This window comes from Mesorhizobium sp. AR02, from assembly GCF_024746835.1.
In the GTDB taxonomy this organism is placed as follows: domain Bacteria; phylum Pseudomonadota; class Alphaproteobacteria; order Rhizobiales; family Rhizobiaceae; genus Mesorhizobium.
On sequence record NZ_CP080531.1, the window covers coordinates 1,741,375 to 1,754,803 of the forward strand.

The window sequence follows — 13,429 nt, forward strand, 5'->3', positions numbered from 1 at the left end:
ATGCGCAAAATATCCGACCTATCTGCGGCCAGCAGCTCTTAGAATGCTGTCGCGTTTAGGAACTGCGCCCTTCGGCAATTTTGCTTCCATGTCAGCGGAAATTACTTTCACGAGTATGCCATCCGTCATCTCGGCAACGCTCGGGATGCCGTCACGGAACCGTTCCGTTAGAAACGGCTTTACAATCTCCTGTTGTTGGGAACGGCGGTTGCGCTTTTGCTTCGCTTGTGCGGGCGGGGATGGGGATGGGGATATCCCAACAGCAGCAGATACCTGATCGGTCGGCCAAATGCGGCAAAGGTCAGCGCTCCGAAACGTGACATCACGATACTCAACTTCCAGCGGCGTCTCCTTGAGGCACAGTTGATCATCGATGGTGCGGTCCAGATATGGCCATTCGTGGCTTGGGATCTGGACGGGCCGGCCGCCAGAAGAGCCCTTGAGCGCGGTTGCTGTGAGTGCTTCCCCCGCCAACCTTTGCCAAAGTTGTTCCAAAGCCGCTTCGATACTAGGTGACTTTTCCAGCATCTCCGAATCTTGGGACAGCCCGGAAAACCATGCGGTCGTCGGGTTTTGCGGATTTGCGTAGAGCTGATCGGTGATGACGTGCCTTATGGCCAGCCCTTCAAGCGTCATCCGATTTCGTGGCGCAAGCGCCCATCCCTTAATCAACTCTGGCTCGCCTGTTTCAGAAGGTATTTTCCAATCGTGCTGGGACCAGTCGGCGAATTTCCCGCGATAGTCATTCCAGCACTCGCGAACCGCCGCCGGCGTTCGCCACGATATCCATGCAACGGCCATGACCAACGTCCAAGTCGGCAGGGACATCGGGTCAAATTGAGCTGGATCTGGAAAGGTTTTGAGATTTATCTGGAGGCGTGCAGCTTCAACCTCCGCATCCTTTGGTTTCATTCTGCCGTGGTAAACCTCTTCTAAGAGGTGTTCTCGATTTTCGTCCGATGTTGAATCAGCCTGCATCGCAGCACCTTGCGAATGCACCATGTAGGGCCGCAGGGAAGTCGGGAGGTGCAACCCCGGCTTGTCGGCTGGCCGGCCTATCCCTACGGGTTTGTTTTCACGCCTTGTCAGCGCGAATCGGTATTACGTTGTTGGCCGGCGCCGCACCCTCACCCATGGCTGCGGCGATGGACGCGCCGATTGTATTTGACGCGCGCCGCAACGGGTCGGCATCGAGATGAGCATAGCGCTGCGTCGTTGCAGCCTGGGTATGCCCCAGCAGTTTTCCGATGATGGGGAGACCCATGCCGCCGCCAGCGCCGAAGCTGGCGAAGCTATGCCGCAAATCGTGAATACGGAGCCCTTCGAGTTCGGCACGACGGATTAACATCGCCCATGGTCGCTTCAGGTCCGCGCGCGGTTTCTCGTTCTCGGTGCCTGCACTCTCCCCGGCCACGACGTAGATGCCTACCCGCGAGACGTTATTGAGGACCGCAAGCGCAGGCGCGTTCAAGACGATTGTCTTGCGGCCTGTCTTGGAATCGGGGAGCAGCAACAGGCCACGTTCAAAGTCGACGTGCTCCCATTTCAGATGCAGGATTTCGCGCAGGCGTGCGCCCGTCAGCAGAAGCAGGCGAACGGCGGCTGTGACCGGCGCGTCAATCTTGACCAATCGATTTTCGGGCTTCTTGGCGTGCTTGGTCTTCTTTTCGGGATCTGGCTCCCAGGGTATCCCGACGGTCTCGGCCTCCTGCACGGCTGCCGCAAGTCGGCTGATCTCTTCGGTCTTCAGGAACCGCTCGCGCCTCTTTTCCTGATAGCGATCGATGCTGGCGGCGGGGTTTTCCATCTTCGGCAGAAGCTTGCCCTTGATCCCCCATGAGTACATGGAGCTGATAATGGCCCTTACCCGATTTGCCGCCGCTGGCTTTTCCGAGAGTTTGAGGTGTAGCGTCGCAACGTCCTCCACGGAGACGGCGGCGGCCTTCCGCTTGCCAAGGACCGGCTTTGCGTGGAGGTCAAGGAGTTGGCGATAATGGGTCGCAGTGCTTGGCTTCCGCTTCGCCTTAATGTGTTTCAGAAATTTCTCTGACAATTCGGCAAAGGTAAGGGCCTTGCGCTCCGTGGCTTTTTCCTTTGCCGGATCAGCGCCCATTACGACCGACGCAAGGGCGCTCTTCGCCGCCTCACGGGCCTGATCGGGTGTTACCTTCCCCACCTTTGCAATGGTGACGCGCCGCACAGGAGCAGTGCGCCCCGTCCCGGCGCGATAGCGAACGATGTAGGACATGCCACCGGTCTTGCGCACCCGAATGCCGAAGCCAATCAGCTCGGTATCGAACACGTAATAGTCGGTCCCATCCGCCTCCAGGGCGTCGACGAGTCGCTTCGTGATTCTGACTGGTTTACCCTCGTCTGCCACCTTCGCCTCTTTTTGCGTCGGGGCACCCCCGGGGCACCCCCGAAAATCAAATGCCGCGAAATCCACGGCAACAGCCTACAAGAAACCCGTTGAAAACGCTAGGGTTACGGATACAGCAGGAAACGAACGGAAACAGAACGAAAATTGTGCCACATCATTCGTAATGATGGGGTCAGGTGTTCGAGTCACCTAAGCGGCACCAATATTTCCCAAGGGTTTGCGGGTTCCCGAGGCGTAGAGCGAAAAACGCCGTGGTAGCACTCTGGTAGCACTTCCTGGCGGCGCTTTTTGCCCTTTTGTTCTTGGTGTGAGGTCGCCTTGCATCGGGTTTTAAAGCGCCGATCTGCTGATAAAGCTGGGAAGCGCACCGGGTACGTTCGTGCAGCCCGATAGCATGACTGGTCGGCGATCAATTGTAGGTCCCACTTGCGGGGTTGCATTGAGGCGGACAGTGGCGCTAGACAATCCGGGAATAGAGGAGTTAGCAGTGGTCGATTTTGCTAAGTGGTACGAAGGGAAAGAATTTTCTTCCGATTGGGCGTCTAATAATTTCCATGTCTGGAGCGCTTGCCTTGCAAGTATGCGGGATCGACCTCTCAACATCTTGGAAATCGGATCTTGGGAAGGACGTTCCGCGATCTTTTTTCTTGAGTACTGCCATCGGTCGCGGATTACGTGCATCGATCCGTTCGCTGGAGGGCAGAACGAATACGTAACTTTGGCCGGCGGATTTGCCCAAATAGAACGGCGCTTCGATGCCAACACGGCCTCGTATGCCGGGCGCGTCACAAAGCTGAAGTCGATTTCCAGCAAGGCATTGATCGACCTGCAGGACCAAAAAAGATCTTACGACCTGATCTATATCGATGGTGCCCACGACCGGGACGCGGTTCACGTCGATTCCCTTCTGGCGTGGCCTCTACTCAAGAATGGCGGGACCATTATCTGGGACGACTACGCTTGGGAACGGCAACAACCGATCGAAACGAGGCCGGAAGAAGCCATCAATGTTTTCGTGGCTTCCAGACGCAAGGAAATTAAAGTTCTCCATGTCGGGCACCAACTCGTGGCTCAGAAAGTCGATAGCGGAAGGTTTGGTATCGGCTCCGCTATCAACTCTGTCATTTTGAGCACGCTCAGGATGCGACGGCGTCCGCGCTTCGCCAAAGAGGCTCTATAGCGAACGAAGGATCACGGTGGGTCGAGGCCAAGGGATTACGCATCGGATTGGCCCAAGAACTTAGCTGAGCGCTATGCGACTACAATGACGAAGGGCCTGCGAGCGGGGTGCTGTGGACCGCGACGCCAGCGACCCATATCCGCCATTGTCGAGACTCAGCTTTGGTGGGAAACTCGTCGGCCTCAGCATGGGAGGTCCAAAAATGCCCAACACTTTCAAGACCGGAGACGTCGTCAAGCTGAAGTCGGGAGGGCCGAAGATGACGGTCAGCGACGGTGCCGCTTCCGGCATGTATCTCTGCCACTGGTTCAACCGTGAGGGCGATGTTTGGATCCCGCAACATGCGGGTTTCAAACCGGACCAGCTGGTGGCCGCCGACCCGTCGGCGTAGCTCCTGCCCGTTCGCCAAGGGCGGTGGCCGCCCGGCGTGATTTCGGACGCCGGATGAGGTGTCACGTCGTTCTGGAGACCAATATCCGAGTCGGCATCGCCGATAATCGAAGTATCCGCTCTGGCGACCGACGGATTTCCGCTGTCGCGGCGTTTAACGGTTGAAGCGTGACCATGGCATGGGCCGTGGCCGACGCGCCAACCGGAGACGCCCAAGCATGATACGCCGTTCGATCCTTGCCGCTGCCTTGAGCCTGCTGACCGTTGCGGCTCTCGCCCAAACGGCGACGCAGCCCCCTGCTACGCCGCCGGCCGCCGCCCCTGCGGCGCCAAAGGCCAGGTCCGACATCACGCTGGCCAAGTTCCAGAAGCGGCGGGAGAAGGCGATCATGGCCGCCGACACGGATGGCGACGGCAAGATCAGCCTCCTGGAGTGGGAGGCCTTTCAGGCCAAGCGCAACATCAAGGGCGACGCCGCCAAATCCTTCGCGCGCATCGATTCCAACCATGACGGCTTCATCGATCGCGCCGAGCTCGATGCGTTCTTCGCCAAGCGCTTTGCCAGACTGGACAAGAATGGCGACGGCGTTCTGACGGCCGACGAGATGCCAGGCCACAAATCCGCTCCCAAGCCGGAGCAATGACCAAGAGGCCATGACGCGTGATGGATATCGGGAGTGCGCCAGCCGATGAGCGTCGATCCGGACGAGGAGCTGGTTCGTCGAGTCGGCGCTGGCGATCCCGCGGCGGTGCAGACGCTCGTCGCGCGCAAATTGCCGCGCATCCTTTCGCTTGCCGTGCGCATGCTGGGCGACGCGGCGGAGGCCGAGGACGTCGCGCAGGAAACCTTCGTGCGCATCTGGCGTCATGCCTCGAGCTGGCGGCGCGGCAATGCACGCTTCGACAGCTGGATCCACCGGGTGACGCTCAACCTTTGCTACGACCGGCTGCGCCGGCGCCGCGAGTTGGTGACCGACGATTTGCCGGATATGGCAGACCCTGCCCCGCTTCCCGACGCTCGCGAAGAGCCGCAGGGGATCGAGCAGGCGTTGCAGGCAATCGCGCCACGCCAGCGCGAGGCGATCATCCTGGTCTACTATCAGGAGATGTCCAACATAGAGGCGGCCGCGACGCTGGAGATCAGCGTCGATGCGCTGGAGAGCCTGCTCTCGCGCGGCCGGCGGGCCTTGCAGATAATATTGGCCAGGGATGGCGTCTATGATTGAGAAGAGCGCGACCATGAATGGCGCACAGTCATCGCGCCTAGCGGGCGTCCAGTGGGGCTGCCTCGTTTCCAACCCGCGTGGGCACGCGGCACCAAGGGGCAAGGGGAAAACACATGGCTGAAGATATCGAGGACGGCCCGGCAATGGATGCCAGGCGTTTCGCGGCGCTCGCCGAAGCCTATGGCGGCGATTTGCGGCGCTGGCCGCAAGCGGAGCGCGAAGCCGCCACCACCTTTGCTTCGAGCGAGACAGGGCAGGCCATTTCGCGAAAGGCCGGCACGCTTGACGCCCTGCTTGACAGCTACAGCGTCCAGCACCCCGGCAAGGCACTGCATGACACGATCCTGCGGACCGCCGATCGGCACATCGTCCGGCGCCGGCGTCAGCGGGTCTGGTGGCTGGGGCTGGGGCTTGCCGGTATTGGGCTCGCCGGCGCCATCGCCGGATTGGCCCTGGTGACCGTCGTCACGCCCGAGGTTCAACCCGACCATTATGTGCTCGATGCCAATGCGACGGCGTTCGGCGATGCCGGACCCGACACGATCGAGGAAGACCTATGAGCACCGGCCGCAACCTTCTCATCGTGTCGGTGGTGCTGAACGTCTTCCTGGCCGGTGCGCTTGCCGGCGGGGCCGTCTGGATAAGAAGCGGCAAGCCGGGCCAGGGCACTTCGCTGGAGGCGGCCGGCGGCCGGCTTCCCGACCAGCAGCGGACGCTGTTCCGCAAGGCGCTGCGCGAAGTCCGCCGCGAGTCGCGCGACATCATTCTCGACGGCCAGCAGGCCAGGCGCGCGGCGGCGGATTTGCTGCGGCAGCCTGTCCTCGACACCGCCGCCCTGTCGGCCGCTCTCGAGCGGGCCCGCAATGCCGACGTCACCGTGCGGACACGGCTGGAGCAACGTATCATCGAGTTCGCGGCGGCGGGTTCCGCCGAGGATCGCAACGTGCTGGCGGAGGGCCTCGCGAGACGCAGCGGGACACAGCCGTCGACAGCGCCAAAAAAATCGCCGTGACGACCGACGGAAAATGCCGACGGCGCCCGTTTAACGAAATGAAGGGCAGGACCTGCCGGACCCGTGTGGTGCGACAGGTTTTCAACCTCGGACAACTTCGGAGCATGGTCATGAACTATCTGACAAAATACGCGATTACCGCCGCTCTTGCGGTGACCGGAACGGTGGCGACGGTTGCGGCATCCTCGGCGATGCCGCTGGCGCCGCTTGCCGCCCCGGCGCTGGTCGAGCACGTCGCCTGGGGTTGCGGCCCTGGCTGGCATCCCAATCCCTGGGGCCGCTGCGTCCCCAACCGCGTGGTGGTCTACCCGCGCTATTACTACGGGCCCGGCCCCGCCTTCTACGTCTGGCATCCGCACCACCACTGGCACCGCTGGCATCGCTGGTAAGGACTTCCGGGGCCAGCCGCCGCGCTGGCCCCACGACGTCAGTTGAACAGGCACGAAACGGCTCGAACGGGATTCAGGCGCCGCGCGCGGGAAGCCCAAGCAATGGAGAGCTGACTTGGCTACCCCTGCGCCCAATTCCCAGCCAGATCCAGCCCCAGATCCAGCCCTCGTCGCTTTCAACCGCTTCGGGCTCGGGGCAAGGCCCGGCGACCGCGACAGGGTCGCCCGCGACCCGCGCGGCTATCTGAAGGCGGAACTACGGCAATCCGACATCGCCATGATCTCGCTTGACGATCCGGCCTATGCGAGCCTGCTGGGCAGCACGTCAGCCATCGAGGCCAGCATGGCGGCAAATTTCCAGCGCAAGCTCGACCGCGAGCATATGGCCGCAGCTGTAGCGCAGCCAGTGATGGCGAGCGCCCAGACCATGCCTGCCCAGAATATGCCCGCGAAGGCCACGCCGGCCCCGATCACGCCTGCCCAACCCGTGCCGCCGCCCGCGGCTCCGGCCAAACCCGCGCCGCCAATCGAGGCCACGCTGTTCCGCGCCGAAGCCCAGGCGCGCTTCGACAAGGCGCTGCGGGCCGAGGCCGGCTTTGTCGAACGTCTCGTCTATTTCTGGTCGAACCATTTCTGCGTTTCCGTGGCGAAGGACAACATCGTGCGGGCGAGCGCTGGTGCCTTCGAACGGGAAGCCATCCGGCCCTTCGTGCTCGGCCGCTTCGCCGACATGCTGATGGCGGTGGAGCGGCATCCGGCGATGCTGTTCTATCTCGACAACCAGCAGTCGATCGGCCCGGACTCCCGCGCCGGCAAGAACCGCCAGCGCGGCCTCAACGAGAACCTCGCCCGCGAGATCATGGAACTGCATACGCTGGGCGTCGGCAGCGGCTATAGCCAGGCCGATGTCACCAGCTTCGCGCGCATCCTGACCGGCTGGACGATGGCCGGGCGCGAAGGTCGGCTGGGCGAACCCGGCAGTTCCGTCTTCAACGCCAATGCCCATGAGCCGGGCGATGCGGTGCTGCTGGGCAAGACCTATCCGGCCGGCGGCATGAGCCAGGCCGAGGCGGCACTCAACGACATCGCCAACCATCCGGCGACGGCGCAGCACATCGCCACCGAGCTCGCCCGCCATTTCATAGCGGACGACCCGCCGCCCGCAGCGGTCGCGCGCCTGGCCAAGGTTTTCGCCAAGAGCGACGGCAATCTCAGGGCACTGGCGGCGGCCCTCATCGACATGCCGGAGGCCTGGTCGACGCCCTTGGCCAAGATGCGATCGCCCTTCGACTACATCGCCGCCATCCGACGGGCAGCCGGCCCGGGTCCGGCGAACGATCCCGGCCAGTCGCTCAACTGGCTCAACGCGCTGGGCGAGCCGCTCTGGCAGCCGCCGGGACCGAACGGCTTTTCCGACCAGGCGGACAGCTGGGCATCGGCGGAAGGCATGAAGATCCGCCTCGACATCGCCTGGCAGGCGGCCCGCCAGGTCAAGGATATCGGCAATCCCAACGACATGCTCGACGCCGTCATCGGACCTTCCGCCTCGCCGGAGACGCGGCAAGCGATCGCCCGCGCCGAGTCCAAGCAGCAAGGCCTGGCACTGTTGCTGATGGCGCCCGAATTCCAGAGACGATAGGTCGAGCGATAGGTCCGGCGCCGACAACTCCCATGGAGACCAAGTCATGAGCCTGCTGTGTGAAACACCTCATCCATCCCGCCGCGCCGTGCTGATGACAGGCGGCGCGCTGTTTGCCTGGGCCTATCTTCCGCGTTTCGCCCGCGCCGCCGACAATCGCGATCCGCGCCTGATCGTCATCGTCCTGCGCGGCGCGCTCGACGGCCTGTCGGCGGTCGGTCCGGTCGGCGATCCCGACTATGCCAGCCTGCATGGCGACATCGCTCTCTCGCTCGCCGGCCCGCACGTAGCGCTGCCACTCGATGGTTTCTTCGCGGTCAATCCGGCGATGCCGGTCTTCGCGCGGCTGTTCAAGGCAAACCAGGCGGCGGTGGTGCATGCCGCCGCGACGGGCTATCGCGAACGCTCGCATTTCGACGGCCAGGATGTGCTGGAAAGCGGTTTCGCCGGCCCCGGCCATGTCGCCACCGGATGGCTCAACCGGGCGCTGGGGAACCTGCCGGCGGGTGACCGCGTGGCGACGCTTGGCGGGCTGGCTGTCGGACCATCGACGCCGCTGGTGATCCGCGGCGCGGCTCCCGTGCTCGGCTGGGCGCCGCAATCGCTGCCGGCTCCGGCCGGCGACCTCGCGGCGCGGGTTCTCGACCTCTACCAGCATCGCGATCCGGTGCTGGCGGTGGCCCTGCAAAAGGGCCTCGATGCCGATCGCATGGCGCTCGACGACCAGATGGGCGGCAATGCGATGAAGCCGAAGGGCGGGGCGATGAAGCCGAAGGGCGGCCTCGACAGTGCCGCCGGCATGCGGCAGGCCGCACAAGGTGCGGCCAAGCTGATCGCGGCCGATGACGGGCCGCGCGTTGCCGCACTCGCCTTCGATGGCTGGGACACGCATGTCAATGAAGGCGGCGCGACAGGCCGGCTCGCCACGCTGCTCGGCGGCCTCGACGGCGCCTTCGAGGAATTCGAGAAAGGGCTCGGTGAACGCTGGAAGGACACCGCGATCGTCGCCATCACCGAATTCGGGCGCACCGCCCAGATCAACGGCACGGTCGGCACCGATCACGGCACCGGCACGGTGGTGCTGCTCGCCGGCGGCGCGATCAAGGGCGGCCGCGTCATCGCCGACTGGCCAGGCTTGAAGCCGGCTCAGCTCTACGAACAGCGCGACCTGGCGCCAACCAGCGATGTCAGGGCGGTGCTGAAAGGCCTGCTCGCCGACCAGTTCGGACTCTCGGCCGCCGTGCTCGGCGACAAGGTGTTTCCGGAGTCCACGGCGGTGAAGCCGATGCGGGATCTCGTCGCATGAGGAAACCAGGTGGCATCACAGGGGGACGCCACCTCTAGCGGAAACGCCCACACTGCTTCGGAGCGGGTGCCGCGTCGTTCCGCTCCGTGATCACCAGCGGTGGTGCCAGCGGTGGTGGTGATGGTACCGCCAATGTCCCGGCCGGACTATTATTACGCGACGACGGTTGGGCACGCAATTTCCCCACCGGTTCATGTGCCAGCCAGGGCCGCATCTCCAGCCGACGCTTTCGATTGGCAACGAACCGGCGCTGGGCTTTGCTATGGGCAAGGCCTGCGAGCCGACGCTCGACAGCATCAATGTGCCTGCGGCGATAGCAATCGGCAGAATGTATCTGGTGAGCATGATCGTGTCCTCCATGGGTGACATTCCCGGGAACAGCATACCACTCACCCGGCTGAATGCCGGGTGAGTGGTCCGATCACATATTCGTTAGCGGCAGAGCGCCCGCCAAGCGACGCCACGGTCTTCAGCGGCGTCGTCTTGTCATCACCTTGATCAGGCGGCCTCGACCTTGGCGACTGGCGCATCCTCCCCACGCACCAGTTTGGTCACGCCGGCGAAGTCGAGCTTGCCAGAGCCAAGCACCGGCACTTTCGGGACGACGCGCACTTCGGCTGGCACCATCAGATCCATGGCGCCGTTGGCCTTGGCGAAGGCCAGGAAATCCGCGCGTGTGGCGCCGGGAGCCTCGGTGATGAGAATGAGCTTCTCGCCCTTGCGCGGATCCGACACGGAAGCGACGGCCGACAACGAGCCTTTCCACAGCTCACCCGCCAGCGCCTCGACGGCGGCAAGCGAAATCATCTCGCCACCGATCTTGGCGAAACGCTTGGCGCGACCGCGAATGGTGATGAAGCCGCCCTCGTCGACCGAGACGACATCGCCGGTGTCATGCCAGCCATCCGGCAGCGGCTCGAGCACGCCCGGCTTCTCGGCGCGCAGATAGCCCGCCATGACATTGGGTCCGCGGACATGCAGCCGCCCGCCATCGTCGACACCGGGCACCGGATCGAGACGATATTCCATGCCGGGCATAATTTTGCCGACACTGCCGGAACGGTTGTACATCGGCGTGTTGATGGAGATCACCGGCGCGGTCTCGGTGACGCCATAGCCTTCCAGGATGCGCACGCCGAACTTTTCCATATAGGTCATGCGCGTCGACGCTTTGACCGGTTCTGCGCCGGCAAAGCAATAGCGTATCGAGCGGAAGTCGTACGGGTGCGCGGTGCGCGCATAGCCGCTGAGGAACGTATCGGTGCCGAAGATGATGGTCGCGTTGGATGCGTAGATCAGTTCCGGCACGATGCGGTAGTGCAGCGGCGACGGGTAGAAATAGACCGGCACGCCCGAGATCAGCGGCAGCACCGTGCCAGCCGTCATGCCGAAGGAATGGAAGATCGGCAATACGTTGAACACCTTGTCGCCCGAGTGGAAGTCGATGCGCGAGGCCGCCTGCGCGGCATTGGCCAGGATGTTGCGGTGGGTGAGCACCACGCCCTTCGGCGTGCCTTCCGAGCCCGAGGTGAACAGGATCACCGCCGGGTCGGTGGCCTTGCGCGGCGCGCGCGGCGTCGACTTGCGCAGCAGGCCGAGCAGCTTGTCCTTGAGACCGACGGTTTTGCGCAGATCGTCGAGCCAGACGATGTCGACCGAGCGGCCGATTTCCTCGACCACCGCGCCGAGCTTTGCCTGCTCAACGAAGGCGCGCGAGGTGAGCACGGTCCGGACTTGGGCGGCCTTGCAGGCTGACAGGATGTTGGCCGCGCCAGCCGTGAAATTGATCATCGCCGGCACCTTGCCCGCCGACATCACGCCAAGCAGCGTCGCGCAAGAGCCGTTGGCGTTGGGCAACATGATGCCGAGCGTCTGCTGACCGGCATAAAGGTTCTGGAATTTTTCACCGAGTACGGCGGCCGCCGTGAGCAGCTTGCCATAGCTCAACGAACCGGTGACCGGATCCTGCACGGCAAGCTCTCCCATGCCGCGTTCGTTCGCCGTCTGGATGATCTTTTCCAGGACCGTCTTGTCGATGTCCTGCGTGCGGAAGACGAGGTCCGACATCACCTGATAGAGAGCAGCCCCCGCTGCGGCGCGGCGTTTGCGGCCCTTCAATTCCGGCGGCACTTCGAGCTTGAGGGGTTCCAGGATGGTCACCTTGACCTTCGGGAACAGCCGGCGGCGGACATGTTGCGAGGTCAGCCGCGAAAAGTAGCTTTTCTCCAGCCCGTCGATGCGCACCGGCACGACCATCGAGCCGGTCTTGTCAGCGACCATGGCGGCGCCGTCATAGACCTTCATCAGGCCGCCGGTGACGGTGATGCGGCCTTCGGGAAAGATGACCAGTGGATCGCCGCCCTGCACGACCTTGATCAGCGTGCGGGTCGACATCGGCTTGGCCGGATTGAGCGGCAGAGCGCGGGCGAGCTTCATGAACGGCTTCATCCACCAGGCCTGGGCGATGGTGTAGTCGATGGCGAAGACGGGCTCTTCATCAGTCAGCGTCAGTGCCAGCGGGCCGTCGAGAAAGCTGACATGGTTGAGTGCCAGGATTGGCGCCTTGCCGGCCGCCTTGAGGTTCTCCATGCCTTCCACTTCCAGGCGATGGAAGGCGCGGAACAGGATGGAGACGAAATCACGGAAAGCGTTGGTCGGCAGGAATTTCAGCATCAACCAGGCGGCAATCGCATTGGCCACGGCGAGCCCGAACAGAATGCCGCCGGTCGAGATTTTCGTCTGGATCACGGCGACGACAATGCCGCCGACGGTCATGAAGCCGGCATTGACGATGCTGACGGCAGCGACGACACGGGCGCGGCGCGCTTCGGGCGACCAGGCCTGCACGGCGGCGAAGGTCGGCACCACGAGGAAGGCGCTGGCTATGGCCATGCCGGCGAGGTCGATCGCGACGCGGATCGTGTTTGGCCCGGCGAAAAACAGGCCAAGGGTTTCGGCCCTGGGCGACGGCTGCATGCTCCAGATGGTCCAGGCCAAATGCAGGCCGAACAGCGCCAGCAGCGCCGTGCCGACCGGTGCGGGCAGAAGCACGATGCGCCCCTGCGACATCCATGCGGCAATCGCCGAGCCAATTGCGATCGAGACAGCGAACACCGCGAGATAGACGGTGACGGCGATCTCGTTGCCGCCGAGCGAATCCTTGATCAGGGTCGGCAGGATCGAAAGCACGATGGCGCCGATCAGCCAGAACCAGGACGTCATCAGTCCGGCACGCCAGATGCGCGTGTCGGTGCGCAATTCGCTGACCTGGCGCCAGGTCGAACGGAAGATGTTCCTGTCGATAACAAGGTCGGGCGCCGCCGAACCCGTTGGCGGAATGTAGCGGCTGACGAACCAGCAGCCGACGGCCAGGGCCATCATGATCGGCCCGAACACTGTGACGCCGATGCCATCGGCGGAAACGATGCCGCCGGCAATGGTGCCGCCGAGGATGGCGGCAAACGTGGCCGACTCGATCCAGGCGTTGGCCTTGGGCAGTTCCTTGCGCTCGAGGTGATCGGGCAGGATGCCGTATTTGATCGGTCCGAACAGCGCCGAGATAATGCCGAACATCAGAAGGGCCGTCATCAACACGGGAATAGACGACAGCGCGATGCCGGCGACAGAGACGGCCGCGGCGGCGATCTCGGCGAATTTCAGCCGCTGGGCGATCAAGGCTTTGTCGAAGCGGTCGGCAATCTCGCCGCCAAGAGCTGATAACAACAGGAAGGGGGCCATGAAGACGGCCCCGGCAAGCGTGACCAGCGACGCCGCCTGGCCGGCGGCGAGCGTAAACAGGATCAGGAACACCAGTGTGTTCTTGAGGAAATTGTCATTGAAGGCGGACAGGAACTGCGTCCAGAACAGAGGCGCAAAGCGCCGGGACAACATCAGATGCGTGTTCATG

At 63.4% G+C, this 13,429-nt stretch carries 13 protein-coding genes; 9 read left to right on the plus strand and 4 right to left on the minus strand.

Annotation, left to right across the window (positions count from 1 at the left end; all coding sequences use genetic code 11):
• Window positions 1-18 precede the first annotated feature (18 nt).
• Both DBIPINDM_RS12710 and DBIPINDM_RS12715 read right to left on the minus strand, forming a co-directional pair.
• The gene (locus tag DBIPINDM_RS12710; RefSeq protein WP_258586036.1) at window positions 19-1,002 is read right to left on the minus strand and encodes a hypothetical protein; all 984 of its coding nucleotides are present in this window, start codon (window positions 1,000-1,002) and stop codon (window positions 19-21) included.
• Between the two features lie 73 nt (window positions 1,003-1,075).
• Window positions 1,076-2,446 carry a tyrosine-type recombinase/integrase gene (locus DBIPINDM_RS12715; protein ID WP_258586037.1) on the minus strand — a complete coding sequence of 457 codons (1,371 nt, stop codon included), beginning with the start codon at window positions 2,444-2,446 and terminating at the stop codon, window positions 1,076-1,078.
• Between the two features lie 421 nt (window positions 2,447-2,867).
• Between DBIPINDM_RS12715 and DBIPINDM_RS12720 the strand changes: the two genes are divergently transcribed.
• The 9 genes from DBIPINDM_RS12720 to DBIPINDM_RS12760 all read left to right on the plus strand — a co-directional run bounded on the left by DBIPINDM_RS12720 (window position 2,868) and on the right by DBIPINDM_RS12760 (window position 9,522).
• Window positions 2,868-3,560: a class I SAM-dependent methyltransferase gene (locus DBIPINDM_RS12720; protein ID WP_258586038.1), complete on the plus strand. Its 693-nt coding sequence runs from the start codon at window positions 2,868-2,870 to the stop codon at window positions 3,558-3,560.
• A gap of 202 nt (window positions 3,561-3,762) precedes the next feature.
• The gene (locus DBIPINDM_RS12725) at window positions 3,763-3,951 is read left to right on the plus strand and encodes a YodC family protein (RefSeq protein WP_019863018.1); all 189 of its coding nucleotides are present in this window, start codon (window positions 3,763-3,765) and stop codon (window positions 3,949-3,951) included.
• 217 nt (window positions 3,952-4,168) lie between these two features.
• The gene (locus DBIPINDM_RS12730; RefSeq protein ID WP_258587584.1) at window positions 4,169-4,594 is read left to right on the plus strand and encodes an EF-hand domain-containing protein; all 426 of its coding nucleotides are present in this window, start codon (window positions 4,169-4,171) and stop codon (window positions 4,592-4,594) included.
• Between the two features lie 45 nt (window positions 4,595-4,639).
• Window positions 4,640-5,176 (plus strand): RNA polymerase sigma factor, encoded by a 537-nt coding sequence (locus DBIPINDM_RS12735; protein WP_258587585.1) that lies wholly within the window; start codon window positions 4,640-4,642, stop codon window positions 5,174-5,176.
• A gap of 113 nt (window positions 5,177-5,289) precedes the next feature.
• On the plus strand, window positions 5,290-5,736 hold the full coding sequence (locus tag DBIPINDM_RS12740; RefSeq protein WP_258587586.1) for a hypothetical protein: 447 nt from the start codon (window positions 5,290-5,292) through the stop codon (window positions 5,734-5,736).
• Window positions 5,733-6,188, plus strand: coding sequence for a periplasmic heavy metal sensor (locus DBIPINDM_RS12745; RefSeq protein WP_258587587.1), 456 nt, complete (start codon window positions 5,733-5,735; stop codon window positions 6,186-6,188). The genes DBIPINDM_RS12740 and DBIPINDM_RS12745 overlap by 4 nt, the downstream gene beginning before the upstream one ends.
• Window positions 6,189-6,298: 110 nt before the next feature.
• On the plus strand, window positions 6,299-6,577 hold the full coding sequence (locus tag DBIPINDM_RS12750; RefSeq protein WP_258587588.1) for a GCG_CRPN prefix-to-repeats domain-containing protein: 279 nt from the start codon (window positions 6,299-6,301) through the stop codon (window positions 6,575-6,577).
• 115 nt (window positions 6,578-6,692) lie between these two features.
• Window positions 6,693-8,216, plus strand: coding sequence for a DUF1800 domain-containing protein (locus DBIPINDM_RS12755; RefSeq protein WP_258587589.1), 1,524 nt, complete (start codon window positions 6,693-6,695; stop codon window positions 8,214-8,216).
• A 46-nt stretch (window positions 8,217-8,262) separates the two neighbouring features.
• Entirely contained in the window at window positions 8,263-9,522 is a 1,260-nt protein-coding gene (locus DBIPINDM_RS12760; protein WP_258587590.1) for a DUF1501 domain-containing protein, read from the plus strand.
• Window positions 9,523-9,612: 90 nt separating this feature from the next.
• On the opposite strand, the gene DBIPINDM_RS43610 is transcribed toward DBIPINDM_RS12760, so the two are convergent.
• Together DBIPINDM_RS43610 and DBIPINDM_RS12770 are read right to left on the minus strand one after the other, a co-directional pair.
• Window positions 9,613-9,867: a GCG_CRPN prefix-to-repeats domain-containing protein gene (locus tag DBIPINDM_RS43610; protein WP_416361777.1), complete on the minus strand. Its 255-nt coding sequence runs from the start codon at window positions 9,865-9,867 to the stop codon at window positions 9,613-9,615.
• Between the two features lie 153 nt (window positions 9,868-10,020).
• Window positions 10,021-13,428, minus strand: a complete 3,408-nt coding sequence (locus tag DBIPINDM_RS12770; RefSeq protein ID WP_258587592.1) for an acyl-[ACP]--phospholipid O-acyltransferase — start codon at window positions 13,426-13,428, stop codon at window positions 10,021-10,023.
• Window position 13,429 lies beyond the last annotated feature (1 nt).